This window comes from Actinomyces sp. AC-20-1, assembly GCF_023369555.1.
GTDB lineage: Bacteria > Actinomycetota > Actinomycetes > Actinomycetales > Actinomycetaceae > Actinomyces.
The window spans coordinates 133,946-152,859 of sequence record NZ_JACJVC010000005.1; the positions used below are offsets into that span (position 1 = coordinate 133,946).

Below are 18,914 nucleotides of genomic sequence, written 5' to 3' on the forward strand. Positions count from 1 at the left end.
GTCCGACGGCCCGCTTGCTCGCGGCGCCTGTCACGCCGGTGCGGGGCCATGTCACTTGCCGTCCGATGACGTCGACACGAATCGACGGATCTGGGAGGTGTCCACGTGCGGAATGGCGCCGAAGGCGCCGACCAGGTACCGGCGCTGCTTGTTCGTGCCCTTCCTGGTCGAGGTGAAGGTGGACAGAGGGATAAGCTCGCTGCTGCCGTCGGTGTTCTTCTCGCACAGCCAGACCTCGCCGCTCTCGAGCAGCCGGACAGGCGAGTTGTCGAGCAGTGAGGTGTCGTGCGTCGTGAACACGAGCTGGGCGCCATGCGTATTGAGGTCCGGGTCCTTGAACAGGTCCACCAGGGTGGCCGTGAGTGTCGGGTGAAGGCTCGCGTCGAGCTCGTCAATGACGAGGACCTGGCCCAGACGTAGCGCGTCAATGGCTGGACCGAGGGTCGCGAGCCAGGTCAATGTGCCCTGACTCTGGGCGCCCAGGGACAGGCGGTGCTCCTGGCCGTCGGCGCCGTGGTGGATGAACACGAGAGAGCGCTGGACCTCCCTGAGAATCTCCTCGGGAATCTCTGCCGCCTCATCCTCACCCTCCTCCGTACCGAGTCGGATGATACGTTGCAACTGTTCCAGGAGCTCCGGTGGCAGGTCGCGCTCCTCCAGCTCGACCCTGGTGATGCCGAGGTCCGCTGAATGGGCGATGGCGTCCGAGACGTCGCTCCACCACGTGGGCTTCTCGGCAAGACGACTCATAAGCCACCGCAACCGAGCGGAACGCTCCTCGTCACTGTGGTGGATGAAGCGCACGGCTCGCAGGCTGCGCGCGATGGGAGCCAGCGTGGCGTGCTTGTACCTCAGGGCGACGGCGAGGAAGAGGTCCTTGATCGTCGTGATCCGGCTGACCTCGCGGGTCGCGCCCCGAAGGGAGGCGCCTGCGTCGATGGTGGGGGTGTCCTCTCCCTCCGCCTGGGTGCGGATGAAGACCTTGCGCCAGCGCTGACCCGCGGCCCACAGCTCCTCGCGTGAGATGCCCCAGGCGTGGGCCTCGACGCTGTAGCTGTAGCGCTGGCCGTCGTGGGTGAAGCTGATCGAGAAGCGTGAGGTCCGGCTGCTGTGCTCGTGGTCGAGGGCGAAGGGCTGGTAGGGGATGTCGCGCTTGCCGCCGACCGCGTGGTGCAGGCAGTTGAGGGCGTCCAGGAGTGTGGACTTGCCGGAGGCGTTGGCGCCGAAGAGTGCAGCAACCCGCCAGGTCTGCTCCTGCCAGGTGGAGCCCGGGCGCGGTGTCAGCGTCCGCAGGGGCTCGTGGGTGAGGTCGAGCGTCGTCTCCTCGGCGTAGCAGCGGTAGTTCTCCACAGTGAAGTCGAGCAGCATGAGATAAGTATATTGCGAGCATGCCGTCTCAGGAAGATTTTTCCCAAAAATGCACTTTCGCGCATGAGTGACGGTGGCGACGGAGTCCGCGGAGGCAATCTGCGCTTATGTACGGCTGGGGCGTAAGTGGGGGTCTGTGAGGTTGGGATCGGCCTGCGCGCACCGATTAAATGGGTCCTGTGAGGCGGGGGGCACACCCCGCCGAGGACGGCCACCGCAGGTCGTCTCAATGACGAGCACAGGAGTTCACCCCCATGTCTGACAAGCTCCGCATCGGCATCATCGGCCTCGGATTCATCGGCACCCAGAAGCACCTGGTCGCCCTCGCCCAGCACAAGGACCGCGCCGAGGTCGTCGCCTTCTGCGACTTCGACATCGAGCGCGCCGAGGCCGGCAAGGCCCAGTGGGGCAACGACGCCGCCTACACCACCACCGACTACATGGACGTCGTGCGCGACCCCGACATCGACGTCGTCCACGTGTGCACCTGGAACGCCAACCACTGCGAGATCACCTGCGCCGCCCTCGAGGCCGGCAAGCACGTCATGGTCGAGAAGCCCATGGCCGTCACCGCCGAGGACGCCCGCAAGATGCGCGACACCGCCAAGCGCGTCGGCAAGAAGCTCACCGTCGGCTTCCAGTACCGCCAGCGCGAGGAGTACCAGTGGCTCAAGAAGCTCGCCGACGAGGGCAAGTTCGGTGAGATCTACGCCGCCAAGGCCCACGCCACCCGCCGTCGCGGCGTGCCGATCTGGGGCGTCTTCACCGACAAGTCCAAGCAGGGCGGCGGCCCCCTCATCGACCTCGGCGGCTACTCCATCGACGTGGCCCTGTGGCTCATGAACAACTACGAGGTCGCCTCCGTCGCCGGCGTCGTCAACTACAAGCTCGGCGACAAGCCCGCAGGCAACATCGGCGGCGAGTGGGACCCCGCCACCTACGAGGTCGAGGACTCGGCCTTCGGCTTCGTCACCTTCAAGAACGGCGCCTCCCTCTTCGTCGAGGCCTCCTGGGCCCTCAACCTCAAGGCCGCCCGCGAGGGCTGCATCACGATCCACGGCACCGAGGCCGGCGCCGAGACGGTCCAGGACCCGGGCGGTTCCGCCAACCTCGTCGTCGACGTCAACCTCATCGAGGGCGGCAAGCAGGTCAACACCTCCTTCGGTGAGGGCGGCGCCTACTTCTCCGCCGGCGGCGTCGGCGGCGCCCAGAACGGCTTCGCCTACATGGGCGGCCTCGAGGCCGGCCTGTGGATCGACGCCATCCTCAACGACACCGACCCCTACGTCACCGCCGACCAGGCGGTCGTCGTCACCGAGATCCTCGACGGCATCTACAAGTCCGCCGAGCAGGGCGGCAAGCCGGTCTACTTCGACTGAGCACCCGGGTCGGCCCCGGCCCGCCGCAGGGCCGGGGCCGACCCGCAGCCGGCGCCAGGCGCCGGCCCCACAGCAACCTCCACCGCACCCGGAGCACTCAGAGAGGAGCGCGCCCATGACCCAGATCAAGCGTGGTGTCAGCCTCTACTCGTACCAGCACGAGTACGCCCACGGCACCTTCACCCTCGAGGACGCGATCGCCGCCGCCGCCAAGGAGGGCGCGCTCGGCATCGAGACCCTCGGCGAGCAGATGATCCCCGGCTTCCCCTTCCCCGGCCAGCCGGACCTGCCCGACTCCTTCTACGCCCGGTGGAAGGAGCTCATGGACACCTACGGCACCACGCCGACCGTCCACGACATGTTCCTCGACACCAAGCGCTACAAGGGCCGCCTGCTCAACCTCGACGAGATGGTCGAGTCCCTCCACCGGGACATCCGCCACACCGCCAAGCTCGGCGCCCAGGGCATCCGCGTCATCGTCAACACCCCGCCCGAGGTCGTCGAGGCCGCCGCCCCCTACGCGGCCGAGCACGGCGTGTGGATGGGTGTCGAGATCCACTCCCCGTACTCCTTCGAGGACGACTGGATCAAGCGCCACCTCGAGGTCGGCGAGCGCGTCGGCTCCGATGTCGTCGGCTGCGTGCCCGACATGGGCATCTTCGTCCACCGGCTGCCCCGCGTCGTCGTCGAGCGCGCTCTGCGCGACGGCGCCGACCCCGGGACCACCCGCGAGATCGTCGAGACCTACAACTCCCACGGTGACACCCAGGGCCTCTTCGAGCGCCTGGAGAAGGCCGGCACCGACCCCGTGACCCTGGGCCTGGCCCGCACCGGCGTCCACATGATCGCCCAGCCGGTCGACTGCCTGCGCGGCCACGCCGAGCTCATCAAGCACATCCACGCCAAGTTCTACGAGATGTACCCGGTCGAGGGCTTCAGCTACTGGCACGAGTACTCCATCCCGTACCACGAGATCGTCCCCGTCCTCGACGAGATCGGCTTCGACGGCTACCTCTCCAGCGAGTACGAGGGCAACCGCCACATCGAGGACGTCGAGACCGTCGACTCCGTCACCCAGGTCGCCGCGCACCAGGGCATGCTCGCCGCCCTGCTCGCGGACCGCACCAGCAAGGAGGGCTGAGCCATGTTCGACGAGATGATCATCCGCGAGGGCAGCGTGAGGAACGTCGTCGCCGACGACGGCACCGTCACGGGCTTCTCCTTCGAGACCCACATGCCCTACTACCGCGGCCTGGGCCTGTCCATGGTCGAGGTCCCCGAGGTGAGGGTCGACGGCGTCGCCATGAGCGAGGAGAGCCTGCGCCTCACCTACAACGGCGTCACCCGAACCTTCGCCGAGCTGGCCGACGTCACCGACGTGCGCTGGGACCTGCGGACCTTCGCCACCATCACCGTCCTCACCGACGGTGGCCTGGCCGACGGCGAGCACGAGCTCTTCGTCAACCTGCGCCTGCGGGTGTCCTACCTGCCCTTCCTGTCCGAGAACCGCTACACGAGAAAGGTCACGGTGGCCGCATGACCTCTTTCACCGACATGGTCATGGACGGCTCGCCCGTCCTGCGCGACGGCGACGACCTGCTCGTGCCACTGCGCTTGCCCTGGTACCGCTCGCTGGCCCTGTCCACCTTCGAGGGCCTCGATCTCAGCCTCAACGGCACCGCCATCGACCCTGCGACCGTGCGCCTGGAGGTCAACGGGCACTCCTACGCGCTCGCGGAGCTCGCGGACCTGACGGAGAAGTTCTGGTTCATGCAGGACACCGGCTACGTGCGTCTTCCCGCCCCCGAGGGGGTCGGCGGGTGTGTCGAGGTCGCCGCCAGCACCCGCCAGCGCATCCCGTACATCCTCGTGGGCCCCGACCAGTGCATGGTCAAGCACACCCACCAGACCCTCGCCCTGGAGGTGCAGGACGCATGACCCTCGACGTCAAGGGTGTCGGCGACACCAAGATCAAGACCGGCCTGACCCTCTACTCGCTGTCCAACGAGTGGTGGTCCGGGCAGTACGACCTGGACTCCATGCTCGACCGCGTGGCGGCCGAGAACCTGGGACCCGGCATCGAGATCGTCGGCTTCCAGACGATCCGCACCTACCCGGACGTGACCCCCGAGCTCATCACCTCCTGGCGCGACGGCCTCGCCTCCCGGGGTCTCGTCGCCTCCTGCCTGTCCTCCAACATCGACGTCGGCCAGCCCACCGGGCGGTTCATGACCGACGACGAGATGGTCGCCTACCTCGAGCGCCAGATCGAGACGGCCCGCCTCCTGGGCTTCCACACGATCCGCATCCAGCTCGGCGCCTCACCGGTCGTCATCGAGCGCGTGCTGCTGCTCGCCGAGAGGGCGGACGTCAAGATGGGCATGGAGCTGCACGCCCCTGAGGGCCCCTGCACCCCGACGATCCTGCCGTACCGCGAGCTCTACGCCCGCCTCGACTCCCCCTACGTCGGATTCACCCCCGACTTCTCGGCGACGATGAGGTCCCTGCCTCCGGGCTGGGTCGCCAGCTGCGTGAGGAACGGCGTCCCAGAGCGCCTCATCCCCGTGATGGACGTGCTCTGGCGCGGGGAGGGCACCACCTTCGAGCGTTACGGCCGCTGGGCCGCCTTCGCCGCCGAGCAGGGCGTGCCCCGGGCCGCCATCGACGGCACGCTCATGACCTTCACCATGTTCGGACGCCAGGACGTCGAGGACTGGCGCGAGATCGCTGACCAGATCGTCCACGTGCACGGCAAGTGCTACGGCTTCGACGAGAACGGCGAGGAGCCCAGCATGGACATCCCCGCCATCCTCGGCATCCTGCGCGACACCGGCTACGACGGCTTCATCTCCACCGAGTGGGAGGGACACTCCTTCCTCGGCCCGGGCGAGGCCGACGGCTTCGAGCAGGTCGCCAAGCAGCGGGCGCTCATCCGCCGCACCCTGGGCTGACAGCCCGCCGGCCGAGCCCGGCGCACACATGACGACGGAGGCCGGGCCACCCGGCGCACAGACCGACCCGGCTGTGCCCGGTGGGCCCGGCCCTCGCCGTCGGACCCCCAGACCTTTCCTGTCCATCGCATCCAGAAAGGGACACCCCCATGCCCACCAAGTTCATGAAGCTGGGCTTCGACGCGCAGGTGCTGCGCAGCCTGAGGAACGAGGCCGACGGCTACGTCCTCGAGGTCGGACTCAACTACTACCGCGGCACCCCGGTCTCCGCCGTCGAGCGCCTCGAGCTGAGCGTCGACGGCGAGCGCGTCGACGACGAGCGCCTCCTCGTCGAGGTCAACGGCAAGTACCTGCGCCTGTACGAGGTGCCCCTGGCCCACACCGAGTACTGGGGCGTCAAGACCCCCATCCGCCTGCACGTCCTCGGCGCCCCGCTGGCCGCCGGCGAGCACGAGGTCGACCTCGTGTGCGAGGCCCGCGTCGTCTACATGCAGCTCGCGCCCGGCGTCTTCGGCATGTTCGACGCCTCCGCCACCGCCACCCTGACCGTCTCCGAGAGCTGAGGACTGACCCCATGGCAACGATCAACGGCATCGAGCAGGGCGTCTCCTGCTACAGCTACACCGAGCAGTTCATCAAGAACGACGACTGGACGATCGACACGGTCTTCGCCCACGTCGCCGCCCAGGGCGTCACCAAGGTCGAGCTCGTCGGCGCCCAGACCTTCCAGCAGTACCCCGTCCCGCGCGAGGACGAGATCCAGGCCGTGCTCGAGGCCTCCCGCAGGCACGGCGTCGAGGTCTTCTCCTACGGCGGCTACGTGGACCTCGGGCGCGTGACCGGCCACGCCATGAGCCGCGAGGACATCCTCTCCGACATCCGCCTCGACATCATGACCGCCCGCAGGCTCGGCGCCAAGTTCCTGCGCGCCACCGGCTTCGGCCCGGACATGGCCGAGGCCGTCAACGCCATCGGCGAGGAGCACGGCATCCGGATCGGCTTCGAGATCCACGCCCCGCACACCCCGGCCGACCCGGTGGTCGCCGAGTTCATGCGCGTCATCAAGGAGAAGAACCTCAAGAGCTTCGCCCTCGTGCCGGACTTCGGCATGTTCATCGAGCGCCCCACCGAGATCGCCATCAACCGCTACATCGGCCTGGGCGCCACGCGCGAGAACCTCGACTGGATCATCGCCAACCGCCACAACGGCATGAGCGAGGAGGAGATGCAGGAGCACGTCGCCATGAGGATGGGCGGCGGTGAGGGCGAGAAGGTCGCGATCTCCGAGTGGTTCGGCTACCTGTCCTTCGCTCCGGCCGAGCTCGACTCCTTCGCCGCGATGGTGCCCTACGTCACCTACGTGCACGGCAAGTTCTACCACCTCGAGCTGGACGAGGACGGCAGGCTCTACGAGCCCACGATCCCCTACGAGAGGGCGCTGTCGATCCTGGCCGAGGGCGGGTTCCAGGGCGTGTTCATCACCGAGTACGAGGGTCACGCCTTCTACCTCGACGACGCCGACGAGCAGGTCGGGCGACACCTCACGCTGGGCAGGAGCATCCGCGAGAGCCTGTGAGGACGTCGGGCTCCGCGACGTCGGGTCCCGCACGGTGGTGGTCGAGCCGCCGTGCGGGACCCGGCTGTTGAGAGCCGACGGCTGGAACGGGACGAGCCCGGGCAGGACGGGGGCGCTGTTGTGCCTCATCGTGCTGGGCCTGACCGCCCAGCCGTGGGTGCGCTCCCGGTGCCCGGTGCGTGAGCGCATCGCGCTGCGCATGGTGGAGGTCAACGAGGCGGTGGTGCTCTCCACGCTCGCCGGTGCGAGCTGGCTGGGCTGGGGCGGCGTGGTCCCCGTCCTGGCCGTCGTGCTCGCGGTGGCGCCGCCGCTCATCGGCCTGGGAGGCCTGTGGGCCCTGCGCGCTGTCACTGCTCAGGCCATTGCGCCCTCGAGGCGCTGAGAGTGGTGCACGCGGCCGCATGATTCCGCGGTTCCGCCGTGTGGAGTGCGGCCGTCCCTGAGGCAATGGCCTGGGGCGTGACACGTGGCCGTGCGGCGGGCACAACAATGGCCGGAGACCACGGTGTCTCCGGCCTGGTGTCTCGGGTCGCGCCGGGTGCGCGGCCGTGGCGCGCTGCTCCGTCAGTTCTCGTCGTCGGTGGCGCGCTCCTTGAGCTGCTCGCTGACCATCTCGGCGTAGGCGCGGACGGTGTTGGCGTCAATGGCGTTGAAGAACATGAGGCGTTCCTTTCGGTGAGGTTCTGTTGTGTCCGACGTCCGAAGGACTTTCCTTATGGAACGCTGCCTTCGTTCGTCGTGGCTTAAGAATATCACCGGCATCCCGGTGCCGATTGTGCACGGGTTGGTGTGCGCATGCCCACATGGTTATCTTATGCTCGTAGAATCTGTTGGGATCGCGCCAAAAAATCACGGTCACTGCATTGTGTCCTTGTTGCCAACTTTTGCACGATCCGGCCCGAACCGGGTGACGCGCCCCACGCCGTTGGCCCCTCCCCGGCGCCCAGACGGCGGTGGGAGGCCCCGGCGCTCACGCGCCCAGGACCGCCCACCACTCGGAACCGCTCTGAGGTGAGGCCCCGCCTCAGAGGATGACGTCCTGCGTCGGCCTCGTGAGCTCGCCGGCCGCGTGCGCCTTGACGATGTAGTCGCAGGCGCGCGCCGTCACCGCCATGATCGTCAGGGCCGGGCCCTCCGTCGAGCCGGTGGGGAAGGAGGCCGCGTCCGTGACGAACAGGTTCGGCACGTCCCACGTCTGGTTGACGCCGTTGAGCACGCTCATAGCCGGGTCGTGACCCATGCGGGCGCCGCCCGCCTCGTGGATCGAGACGCCGTTCATCACCGACATGCGGATGCCGACGCGGAAGATCGCCCGCTGCAGCGGGTTGAAGTCCGGCCACACGGTCTTGGAGTGGATCCCGAAGCTCGAGGCCACGAAGTTCTTGCGCAGGCCGGCCGCGTCCATCATCTCGTTGATGTCGCGCACCGCTGCAGCCACCATCGTGCGGTCGTTGTCATTGTTGCGGATGACGATGTGCGGCGCCGGCACCCCCCACTTGTCCTTGACTCGGCGCGACAGGGACAGGTGGTTGCCGTACTGGGGCAGCATCTCGATGCCCGCGCCGAAGCCGAACATGCCCGGCGCGTCCTGCGGGACGGGCACGCGCCCCGCCAGGCCCTGGAAGGAGTAGCCGCGCTTGAAGGGCTCGGTCTGGCCGTGGAGGTTCTGGTAGCGGGGGATGAGGAAGCCGCCGCTGCCGCCGTAGAACGGGTCCGGCTCGGCCTGGGTCGACGGGCCGAAGTAACCCGGGCGCCGCGGGTCGTCCCCGTAGCCCAGCGCCAGCGCCTGCTCGAGCAGGTAACGGCCCACGAGGCCGTTGCGGTTGGCCAGCCCCTCCGGGTGGCGCGAGCCGCCCGAGTTGAGCAGCAGCCGCACGGACTCGAAGGCGGAGGCGCACAGCAGCACGACATCCCCGACCACCTTGTGCTCCTGCTTGGTGCGGGCGTCGACGAAGACCGCACCCGTCGCCAGGCCCGTGCGCGGGTCCGTCGTCACCCGGGTGACGACGGCGTGCGTGCGGATCGTGAGGTTGCCCGTCTTACGGGCCTCACGGATGCCCGGGGGCGTGCGGTCCAGGAACGGGGCCTGGAAGCGGTAGCCGATGACGTGGCGCTCGGGCCAGCGCTCCTCGACGACGCGCTTGAACTCCGTCTCCATCTCGTTGAGGTGGGAGGGGCCGATGTACTTGCCGGCCGGAGGGTGCTCCACACCCGGGTCGTCGTCGCCGTAGAGGCCGACCAGCTCCTCCACCCGGTCGTAGTAGGGGGCGAGGTCCTTGTACTCGAAGGGCCAGTCCACCCCGTAGCCGTCGAGCGTGGCCGCCTTGAAGTCGATGTCGCTCATGCGCTGGAGCACGCGCCCGTAGGCGTGCATGCGTCCGCCCAGCAGGCGCGAGCGGATGTACAGGAAGGGGGCGTCGAGCGGGTAGGTGTAGGGGTGCTCGGCGTCGTTGACGAGGAAGCGCGAGGAGGTGTCCGAGTAGAAGGAGCGGCGCGCCTGGTTCCACTGGTGGTCCAGCAGGACGCGCCTGGCGCGCACCCCCAGGTCCAGGCCCATGCCCTTGGGCTCGCCGTAGACCGGGGGAGTGAAGTCCTCCTCAGTGAGCTCGCGGCCCGCCTCGAGCAGCAGCACGCTCATGCCGGCCTCGGTCAGCTCGCGCACCGCCGTCGAGCCGGCGGGCCCGGAGCCGATGACGATCGCGTCGAAGTGACGGTCGATTGTGGGGGACATCTGTCCGCCTTTCCGCGCCCGGGGCGCTGTGGTGCTGTGGGCTGGTGCTGGGTCGACGACGTCGGGGCCCGCGAGGTGGTGACCGCCCGGCGCCGCTGCCGGATGAGGGCCAGGCTACGAAGGCCAGCCCCTGGGCGGAGGCCCCTGGCGCCCGGCTTCTGCCCATGGGAAGTGAAAGGTCCTGACTGTGGGGGCCCGGACCGCCACCGTCCGCACGGCCTCCAGGCCGGTGCCGGATGGGCGTTGCACGTTCATGTGACGGGCGTGATTCCCGCGATCCAGGGTTTTCGCTGAAATGCCAGCGATTGAGCCCTGGGGTTGGAAACGGCTGACACGGCTCCCATGTGCGTGAGTGTCAGCCATGCACATGGGAGTCAGAGGTCGTGAGACGGGTGCGCTGGAAACCACGGAATCACGCGGGTCGTGCGCAGCGCCGACTCACATGAGCGTGCAACCTGGGCTGTGGGCTGTGGGCTGTGGGCTGTGGGCTGTGGGCTGTGGGCTGTGGGCTGTGGGCTGTGGGCTGCGGGCTGCGGGCTGCGGGCTGCGGGCGGAGCGCTGGGCGCCGCCCGGACCTCGATTCTGCCCCCGCCGGGCGGAAGTGCGGGGGACGACGACCTCGCCCCGCCTCCCGGCGCCGATACCCTGACCGCATGACCGCAGGGGAGGGGGCAGACGTGACGACCGTTGACGGAGACCCGCGCTCCTGGGGCATGGAGGACCAGGACGCCCGTGCCCGCGCCGGCCTTCTCTTCGACACCGCCTGGCCTCCCTACAAGACGCTCAAGGCCCGCACCCACGACCTGTGCCGCCGCTACAACCAGCTCGACGAGGCCGACCCGGCCCGGGCCGAGATCCCGACGCAGGTCTTCGCCGAGATCGGCGAGGGCTTCCACATCCGCGGCCCCCTCTACGTCAACTGCGGCTTCCACACCCGCATCGGCAGGCGCTTCTTCGCCAACTTCAACGTCACCCTCCTCGACGACGTCCCCGTCACCATCGGCGACGACGTCCAGCTGGCCCCTGGCGTCACGATCGCCGCCGGCACGCACCCGCTGCTCGCCGCCGAGCGCCTCCACCTGACCTACCCCGACGGGCACACCGGCGGTGCCGAGTACGGCGACCCCGTCGTCATCGAGGACCGCGTGTGGATCGGCGCCAACAGCGCCATCCTGTCCGGCGTCACCATCGGCCACGACGCCGTCATCGGCGCCGGCAGCGTCGTCACCCACGACGTGCCCGCCGGCTGGCTCGCGGTCGGCACCCCCGCCCGGCCCGTCCGCCGGATCACCGAGGCCGACTCCGTGACCTCCCCGACCTCCGCCGTCTTCGGCAGGCTGAGCAGCGAGCGGCACCCCGCCGGCGCGGGCTCGGATTGACTGCCGGGCCGGCCACCACAGCGACCGCCGTGGCCGGCGCCGAGACAGGTCAGTCCCCGCACCGTCCTCCCAGAAAGCGCACACCCCCATGCCCACGCACGCCCCGGTGAACCCCTACAAGGTCGCCGCCGTCGTCATGATCGGCTCCTTCATGGCGGTCCTCGACGGCACCATCATCAACGTCGCCATCCCGGCCCTGCAGAACTACTACGCCGCCGCTGACGGCACCCTGCCCGCCTACTCCTCGGTCGCCTGGACGATCACCGGCTACGCGCTCGCGACCGCCGCGATCATCCCGCTGACCGACTACGGCCTCAAGCGCATCGGTCACCGCTGGATGTACATCGGCTCCATCCTGCTGTTCACCGCCGCCTCCGTTGCCTGCGCCCTGGCCCCCAGCCTCGGGGCCCTCATCGCCCTGCGCGTCATCCAGGGCCTGTGCGGCGGCTGCATCATGCCGGTGGGCACCGCCCTCGTGGCCTCCGTCGCCGGGGACCGCCTGGGCCGGATGATGAGCCTCATGGGCATCCCCATGCTCATCGCCCCCATCATCGGCCCCATTCTCGGCGGCTGGCTCGTCGAGGCCGCCTCCTGGCACTGGGTCTTCCTCATCAACGTGCCCTTCGGCCTCGCCGCCGCGGGTCTCGGCCTGGTCTTCCTGCCCCGGGCCGCGGGCACGGGGGCCGTCCCCCTCGACCGGCTCGGCGTGCTGCTCATGTCCCCCGGCCTCGCCCTCGTCCTGTGGGGCGTGTCCAACGCCGGCTCCGGCACCGCCGTCACCAGCCCGGCGGTGTGGTTGCCGCTCGTCCTCGGACTGGCCATGGTGGCGCTGTTCGTGCGCCGCTCGCTCACGCTCGAGCACCCGCTGCTCGACCTCACCATCCTGCGCCTGCGCCCCTACCGCACGGCGATCCTCCTCGCCGTCGCCTTCCAGGCCGCCTTCACCGCCGACCTGCTGCTCCTGCCCTCCTACTTCCAGCAGGTGCGCGGCATGGGAGCCATGGCTGCGGGCCTGTTCATCGCCCCCACCGGGCTCGGCGCCCTCATCACCATGCCGGTCGCCGCGAGCATGATCGACCGCCTCGCCCCGCGCAGGGTCATCCCCTGGGGCATGGGCGCCATGTTCCTGTCCGTCCTGCTGCTGACCCAGGTCGGTGCGGGCACGAGCCTGTGGTACCTCGCCGCCATCATGACCCTCCAGGGCCTGGGCATCGGCGGCACCATGATGCCCGTGTCCGCCGCGGCCCTCCAGGCCGTGCCCCGCCGCGAGGTCGGCAACGCCACCACCCTGTTCAACATCGGCCAGCAGGTCTTCGGCGCCGTCGGCATCGCCGTCGTCTCCGTCGCCCTCGCCCTGCTGCTCGCGGCCACGGACCTGGGCGCCGCGACCGTCGCCGGCGAGCTGAGCGGCCAGGCGCTGGAGGCCGGGCGTGCGCAGGCGGCCGGGGTCTTCGCCCGCGCCTTCTGGGTTCCGACCCTCTTCATGGGCATCGCCCTGCTCCTCGCCTTCCGCCTGCCGGGCGCACGGGTGGTGCCGGAGGGGGAGGAGCCGGCCGAGGTGATCGCCTGAGCGCCCGCTGTCGCCTCGTGCACCGCGAGCCCTGAGCTCTCGCGTTGAGCTCTGATCGGAAAGGTCGGGGCTCAACGCGAAGACTCAGTCCTCAGCTCGTGGTGGGGGTGGCGGGCGTGCTCCCAGGCGAAGGCGTGGATGAGGGCGCTCGTGCGGGCGCGCTGCGCGCTCGTCGCGAAGCCCGAGTGCCCGCCCTCGGTCGTCTCCACGTACGTCACGTCCTGGCCCAGCGCGGCCAGCCGCCACGCCATCGTGCGCGCGTGCGCCGGGTGCACCCGGTCGTCGCGCGTGGACGTCAGCAGCAGCACCGGCGGGTACGAGCGCCCCTGCTCAAGCAGGTGGTAGGGCGAGTGCCCGCGCATCCACTCCCACTGGGACTCGTCGTCGGGGTCTCCGAACTCCGGCACCCACGAGGCCCCCGCCAGCAGGTGCGAGTAGCGGCGCATGTCCAGCAGCGGCACCTCCAGCACCACCGCCCCGACCCGCTGCGGGTGGCGGGCCAGCAGCTCGCCGGCGAGCAGCCCGCCCGCCGAGGAGCCGTGCACCACCACCGAGCCGGCCTCGGCCACGCTCCGCGCCACCACCGAGTCGACCACCGCCGTCAGGTCCTCCAGCACGAGGTGGCGGCCCCGGCCCGTCGCCTGCCGGTGCCAGTCGGGCCCGTACTCGCCGCCCCCGCGCGTGCTCGCCACGATGTACGTGCCGCCGCGCTCCAGCCACGCCTTGCCGGTCACCGGCTCGTAGCCGGGGGTCAGCGCCGTGCCGAAGGCACCGTAGGCGTGCACGAGGACCCGGCCCGGCCCGCCCCCGGGCACCGGGCGCCCGATCTCGAAGTAGGGCACGCGCGTGCCGTCCGCGCTCCTCGCCACGTGCTGGGACACCCGCACCCCCGTCGCGTCGAAGCGGGCCGGCGCCTGGCGCACGACCGACATCCCCGTCATCTCCCCCTGCTCGGTCAGCCGGGCGACCGTGAGGGTCGACGGCGTCGTCCACCCTGAGGCCGAGACCCACAGGTAGTCCGAGCCCGCCGGGTCCAGGGCCGAGACCGACACGCTCAGCAGCGCGCGCCCCGGCCGCAGCAGCGTGCTGTCCCCCTCCGGGCGGCCGGGCAGGTCTCCCGCGCCCGTGAGGTCCACCCAGTGGTGCGCCCAGGGCGTGCCCGGGGCCGCGCCCGCGGGCGGAGGCGTGCACACCTCGAGGCGGCTGGCGACGTCGTCGAGCACCGTGAGGACCAGGTGGCTGCGGGTCCAGGTGGCCGACAGCAGCGTCGTCGCCGCCGTTGGCTCGAACAGGACCTCGAGGTCGCGCCCGCCCGCCAGGTAGGCGGCCAGGTCCGCGCCCAGCAGCGTGCCCGGGGCGTAGGTGCGCCCACCGACCTGCCACGGCGCGCGCAGCTCGATGGTGAGCCAGTCCCGGCCGACCCCGGCGCTCGCGCTCTCCGGCACATCCAGGCGGACCGCGCCCGCCGGCACCAGGTCGCCCTCGGCGGTAGGAGCGGGCAGAGCCGGGTGGGGCGCGCCGTCGAGCGCCGCCCGCGCCGCCTCCTCGCCGCAGGGGCAGGCGACCTCGTCGGGCAGCAGCCAGATGCGGGTGCCGTAGAAGCTGGGCATCGTCGTCAACCACGTGCGGCCCCAGGGGTCGCGCGCCGCCCCCGCCGCCACCGAGCCGGGGGCGGCCGTCACCAGGACCTCGGCCTCCTCGACGGCGGCGCCCCGCCCCAGGCGGCGCACCTGGCGCGGGTAGCCGGCGGCGGACAGGGAGCCCGGGCCGAAGTCCGCCGAGACGATGACGCACTCGCCCTCCTCGTCGCCCCAGGACAGGGAGCCCTTCGACGGCGGCCGGTGGAATCCGCCGTCGTCGCGCCCCACGAAGCGCCGCTCGTCCAGGTCGTACTCGCGCGTGGTGCTCGTGTCGGAGCCGCCGTCGGAGAGCGTCACGAGCGCGCGGCGGCCCGCGCGGGTGCCGGTGGTGAGGACCTGGGCGCCGCCCCACACGAGCGGCCTCCCCCTCTCCGTGGCCAGGGCGTCGAGGTCGAGGAGGGTCTCCCACTCGGTGGGCTCCGGGACGCGGTCCGCCCGGGAGGGGGCGCCGGCGACGTAGGACAGCCAGGAGGCGCGCCGCCAGACGCCGCGCGGGTGCTCGGCGTCGGTCCAGAAGCCGTAGACCATGCCCGCGCGGTGGGCGACGGGCGGGATGCGGTCGGGGGCGTCGAGGACCGCGGTGAGGTCCCGGGCCAGGTCCTCCAGCTCCTCGGAGGCGAGGCGGGACTCGGCCTCCGCGTTGCGCTCTGCCACCCAGGCCAGGGCCCGCTCCCCGGTGATCTCGTCGAGCCAGGCGGGGGCCTCGGGCAGGGGAGCGGGGGCGCTGGGGCGCTCCTCTGGGAGCGCTGCGGCACCGCCCCCGGGGGCGGCGGTCGTGGCGTCGGCGGTCACGTCGTCGTGCATACGGGTTATCCCAGCACGAGTGGGCGGGGGTGAGGGGCCGCTCAGGCCTGCTCGGGGTGGACCACCTCGTGGCGCCGCGCCGACTCGACCAGCGCCTCGAGCACCACCAGGCAGCGGATGACGGAGGCGTTGGTGATGACCGGCTCGGCCACGCCGTCGACGACGTCACGGGCGTTGCGGTAGAAGTCCATGACGTCGACGTCGACCTCGGGCAGGTCCAGGACCTCCACCGGCGGGGTCGTGGTCGCCAGCGTCTTGTAGTCGAGGATGCGCGGCGCCATCGTCTTCGTCAGCCCGACCCCCGCCTGGATCGGGGTGGCGTCCTCCTCCTCGGCGCCCGTGCGGCGCACGAGGCGGCCGTTCATCTCCCAGTCCTCGATGACGACCGTGCCCTCGGCCGACTGCATCCAGAACTTCGCCTCCGGCACGAAGGCCGTCGTCGAGACGTCCACCACCGCCTTGAAGCCGTCGGCGAAGGTCAGGTGCGCGCGGAAGCCGTCGTCGACCTCGTGGCCCAGGGCGAAGGACAGCTCGCCGTAGACGTCGACGACGGGGGAGTCGACCATCGTCAGCAGGCGGTCCACCGTGTGCACGCCCCAGTCGAGGATCATGCCGCCGCCGTGCTCGGGCAGCTGGCGCCAGTCGCCGGGGATGCCCCGCGAGCCGTGGATGCGCTGGGCGAGGTAGGTCGGCTCGCCGATGAGACGCTCGTCGTAGACCTTCTTGATGACGTTGAAGTCCGGGTCCCAGCGGCGGTTCTGGTGGACCATGAACATGCGGCCCGTCTCCAAGGCCACGGCGGCGACGTCGCGCATCTCCTTGGAGGTCATCATCGCGGGCTTCTCGCACAGCACGTGCTTGCCGGCGTGCATGGCCCGGACCGCGTAACCGTGGTGGGAGTCGTTGGGTGTGCAGATGAAGACGATGTCGATGGAGTCGTCGTCGAGCACGGCCTGGAAGGAGTCGTAGACGGCCAGGCCGTCCGTGGTGGCGTCCTCGTGGGCGCGAGGGTCCGTGTCGTAGACGCCGACGACGTGGATCGCCACGTCCTCCAGGGCGCGCAGGTTGCGGGTGTGGTAAACGCCCTGGGTGCCGTAGCCGATGATGACGAGCCGGTGGGTGGTGGTGGACATGGTGACCTCCTGTGGTTCTCCTCGGCGCACAGCGGCCGCATCGTCGCGTCCGCCTCGCGGTGCCCTGACGGTACGGGCGGTGGGCCGTGGGCCGTCAGGGGTGGCGGTCCCACTTGTGCGCGGTGAGGTAAAAAGGGGTGGTCCGGCTCGCTCTCCTCAGGGCGGCCGGGCGCCGGGAGCGTGGCACCGCCCCTTCTGCGTGCAGGGTGCAGAAGAAGGCGGGGTGGCGGGATGCCGTCGTCGGCCCGATCGGCGACAATCAGCACCAGGGGCCCAACCGGCCCGCACCACGTACACGAGTCCCCTCGCGGGGCTCGTCTCAACGATGAGGAGCAAGTCATGGCACTGAGCATCGGCGTCGACGTCGGCGGGACCAAGATCGCGGCCGGTGTGGTCGACGACGAGGGCAAGGTCATCGCCCGCCTCCAGAAGGACTCCCCGGCCAACAACCGCGACGCGATCATGACGACGATCATCGACTGCGTCAACGAGCTCAAGGCCCAGGCCGAGGGCGTGGCGACCGTCGGCGTCGGCGCCGCCGGCTTCGTCTCCAGCGACCGCAACACCATGGCCTCGGGGACCAACCTCGACTGGACCGGCGTCAAGATCGGCGACGTCGTCTCCGCCGGCACCGGCCTGCCGGTCGTCGTGGAGAACGACGCCAACGCCGCCGGCTGGGCCGAGGCCCGCTTCGGGGCCGGAGCCGGCCGCTCCAACGTCCTCGTCGTCACCCTGGGCACCGGCGTCGGAGGCGCCGTCATCATCGACGGGCACCTCGTGCGCGGCGCCGCCGGCTTCGCCGCCGAGATCGGCCACATCAACATCGTGCCGAACGGCCGCCCCTGCGGCTGCGGCCTGCGCGGCTGTCTCGAGCGCTACGGCTCGGGCACCGCCCTGGGCATGAACGGCCTCGAGCTCGCCCGCTTCCGTCCCGACTACGCCGCCCGCATCATCGAGCTGTCGGGCGGCCAGGTGCGCGACATCTCCGGCAAGGCCGTGACGATGGCCGCGCGCGAGGGCGACGCCGCCGCGCTCGAGTGCTACCGGCACCTCGGTGACGCGCTCGGCCAGGGGCTGGCAGACCTGTCCGCTGTGCTCGACCCCGAGGTCGTCGTCCTCACCGGCGGCATGACCGAGGCCGGCGACATCCTCCTCGGCCCGGTCAAGGAGGCCTTCGCCACCTACCTCACGGCTCGCTCGCGCCGCCCGGAGATCCTCGTCCTCATCTCCTCCTCCGGCCAGGACGCCGGCCTCATCGGCGCCGCCGACCTCGCCCGCCAGGGCGCCTGAGCGGTCGGACGCCCGCCGGGGCTCCGGGTGCCTGAGTGGTCGGGGCCCGGGGTCCGGGGCCCTGGGACCTGGCGTCTCAGGTGCCCCGGGTGCCCGCGCGCTGAGCCGCTTCGCTTCTCCTCGCTGAGCCCTGAGCTCTCACGCTGGGGCCTGACACTTCCGGTCAGGTCTCAGCGTGAAGGCTCAGGGCTCAACGTGCGGTCCCGGTTTGGGCAACGTGTGCGCACAAGGACAACCTGCGCTCGCAAGGACAACGTGCGTGTGTCTGGACAACCTGCCGGTCCAAGGACAACCTGTTGGATGCCAATGGGTTGTCCTTGGAGGCGCAAGTTGTCCTGCCGCGTGAAGGTTGTCCTTGCATGGCGCGCTCGCGGGGTGCGTGTGGGGGTGCTCGTGGTGCGTGGGGGCGTTCGCGGGGCGCGTGGGGTGTTGCGGGGGGCGAGAGCTCCGACCGGGCTCGCGGCTACTGCACGGGGGTGAAGCGCACGGCGGTGCCCGATGCGGTCACCATGAGCATACCGTTGTCCGAGCCGAGGGTCTCGTAGTCGATGTCGACGCCGACGACGCCCTCCGCCCCGAGCTCCGCGGCGCGCTGGACCATCTCCGCCAGGGCGGTCTCGCGCGCCTGGACGAGCTCGCGCTCGTAGCCCTCCGACCGGCCGCCGACGAGGTTGCGCAGGCCCGCGCCGATGTCCTTGAGCATGTTGACGCCGGCGATGGTCTCGCCGCACACGACGCGCAGGTACTGGGAGACGGGGTAGCCCTCGACGGTGGGGGTGGTGGTGACGATCATGCGTCCTCCTCAAGGTGGGGGACCGCGCTCGGGTGCGCGGCGTCCGTGACGCCCGGGGTCCCTGTGTGGTGGACATCATGCCGCGAGCCGACGGCCGTGTCGCAGCGAGGGGTGCGCCCCCGGGGGTGGGCCCGGAATCGTCCACGACTCGCGCCCCTGAGCGAGCCAGAGCGCGCCCCGGGGCCCGGGCCCGGAGATGACTGGCTGACGGCGGGGTGCGCTCGCCCCCGGGTGCTCGGGTCCGGTTGCCCGCGCGCCTCGGGCGGCCCGGCTCCGCCGCCCGCGCTGCCGGCCGTGCTG

At 70.7% G+C, this 18,914-nt stretch carries 16 protein-coding genes; 11 read left to right on the forward strand and 5 right to left on the reverse strand.

What is annotated here, in order from left to right; all coding sequences use genetic code 11:
• Positions 1-51 precede the first annotated feature (51 nt).
• Positions 52-1,368, reverse strand: a complete 1,317-nt coding sequence (locus H6X67_RS04790) for an AAA family ATPase (protein WP_249368689.1) — start codon at positions 1,366-1,368, stop codon at positions 52-54.
• Positions 1,369-1,622: 254 nt separating this feature from the next.
• On the opposite strand from H6X67_RS04790, the gene H6X67_RS04795 reads away from it, so the two are divergent.
• The 8 genes from H6X67_RS04795 (at position 1,623) to H6X67_RS04830 (ending at position 7,656) form a co-directional block, all read left to right on the forward strand.
• On the forward strand, positions 1,623-2,747 hold the full coding sequence (locus H6X67_RS04795; RefSeq protein ID WP_249368688.1) for a Gfo/Idh/MocA family protein: 1,125 nt from the start codon (positions 1,623-1,625) through the stop codon (positions 2,745-2,747).
• A gap of 115 nt (positions 2,748-2,862) precedes the next feature.
• Positions 2,863-3,888 carry a sugar phosphate isomerase/epimerase family protein gene (locus H6X67_RS04800; protein ID WP_249368687.1) on the forward strand — a complete coding sequence of 342 codons (1,026 nt, stop codon included), beginning with the start codon at positions 2,863-2,865 and terminating at the stop codon, positions 3,886-3,888.
• Between the two features lie 3 nt (positions 3,889-3,891).
• On the forward strand, positions 3,892-4,287 hold the full coding sequence (locus tag H6X67_RS04805; RefSeq protein ID WP_249368686.1) for a C-glycoside deglycosidase beta subunit domain-containing protein: 396 nt from the start codon (positions 3,892-3,894) through the stop codon (positions 4,285-4,287).
• Positions 4,284-4,685 carry a C-glycoside deglycosidase beta subunit domain-containing protein gene (locus H6X67_RS04810; RefSeq protein WP_249368685.1) on the forward strand — a complete coding sequence of 134 codons (402 nt, stop codon included), beginning with the start codon at positions 4,284-4,286 and terminating at the stop codon, positions 4,683-4,685. The genes H6X67_RS04805 and H6X67_RS04810 overlap by 4 nt, the downstream gene beginning before the upstream one ends.
• A complete protein-coding gene (locus H6X67_RS04815) occupies positions 4,682-5,698 on the forward strand; it encodes a sugar phosphate isomerase/epimerase family protein (protein ID WP_249368684.1) in 1,017 nt (338 codons plus the stop codon). The genes H6X67_RS04810 and H6X67_RS04815 overlap by 4 nt, the downstream gene beginning before the upstream one ends.
• Positions 5,699-5,847: 149 nt before the next feature.
• The gene (locus H6X67_RS04820) at positions 5,848-6,261 is read left to right on the forward strand and encodes a C-glycoside deglycosidase beta subunit domain-containing protein (RefSeq protein ID WP_249368683.1); all 414 of its coding nucleotides are present in this window, start codon (positions 5,848-5,850) and stop codon (positions 6,259-6,261) included.
• An 11-nt stretch (positions 6,262-6,272) separates the two neighbouring features.
• Positions 6,273-7,274: a sugar phosphate isomerase/epimerase family protein gene (locus tag H6X67_RS04825; RefSeq protein WP_249368682.1), complete on the forward strand. Its 1,002-nt coding sequence runs from the start codon at positions 6,273-6,275 to the stop codon at positions 7,272-7,274.
• A gap of 67 nt (positions 7,275-7,341) precedes the next feature.
• A complete protein-coding gene (locus H6X67_RS04830) occupies positions 7,342-7,656 on the forward strand; it encodes a hypothetical protein (protein ID WP_249368681.1) in 315 nt (104 codons plus the stop codon).
• Between the two features lie 642 nt (positions 7,657-8,298).
• On the opposite strand, the gene H6X67_RS04835 is transcribed toward H6X67_RS04830, so the two are convergent.
• Positions 8,299-10,005, reverse strand: a complete 1,707-nt coding sequence (locus H6X67_RS04835; protein WP_249368680.1) for a GMC oxidoreductase — start codon at positions 10,003-10,005, stop codon at positions 8,299-8,301.
• A gap of 653 nt (positions 10,006-10,658) precedes the next feature.
• On the opposite strand from H6X67_RS04835, the gene H6X67_RS04840 reads away from it, so the two are divergent.
• Positions 10,659-11,384, forward strand: a complete 726-nt coding sequence (locus H6X67_RS04840) for a sugar O-acetyltransferase (protein ID WP_249368679.1) — start codon at positions 10,659-10,661, stop codon at positions 11,382-11,384.
• Between the two features lie 88 nt (positions 11,385-11,472).
• Positions 11,473-12,954 (forward strand): DHA2 family efflux MFS transporter permease subunit, encoded by a 1,482-nt coding sequence (locus H6X67_RS04845; protein WP_249368678.1) that lies wholly within the window; start codon positions 11,473-11,475, stop codon positions 12,952-12,954.
• Between the two features lie 71 nt (positions 12,955-13,025).
• On the opposite strand, the gene H6X67_RS04850 is transcribed toward H6X67_RS04845, so the two are convergent.
• Positions 13,026-15,398, reverse strand: coding sequence for a prolyl oligopeptidase family serine peptidase (locus tag H6X67_RS04850; protein WP_249368677.1), 2,373 nt, complete (start codon positions 15,396-15,398; stop codon positions 13,026-13,028).
• Positions 15,399-15,439: 41 nt separating this feature from the next.
• Positions 15,440-16,531 (reverse strand): Gfo/Idh/MocA family protein, encoded by a 1,092-nt coding sequence (locus tag H6X67_RS04855; protein ID WP_249368676.1) that lies wholly within the window; start codon positions 16,529-16,531, stop codon positions 15,440-15,442.
• Between the two features lie 339 nt (positions 16,532-16,870).
• Between H6X67_RS04855 and H6X67_RS04860 the strand changes: the two genes are divergently transcribed.
• On the forward strand, positions 16,871-17,821 hold the full coding sequence (locus tag H6X67_RS04860; protein ID WP_249368675.1) for an ROK family glucokinase: 951 nt from the start codon (positions 16,871-16,873) through the stop codon (positions 17,819-17,821).
• Positions 17,822-18,284: 463 nt separating this feature from the next.
• On the opposite strand, the gene H6X67_RS04865 is transcribed toward H6X67_RS04860, so the two are convergent.
• Positions 18,285-18,614, reverse strand: coding sequence for a heavy metal-binding domain-containing protein (locus tag H6X67_RS04865; RefSeq protein ID WP_249369972.1), 330 nt, complete (start codon positions 18,612-18,614; stop codon positions 18,285-18,287).
• Between the last annotated feature and the right edge of the window lie 300 nt (positions 18,615-18,914).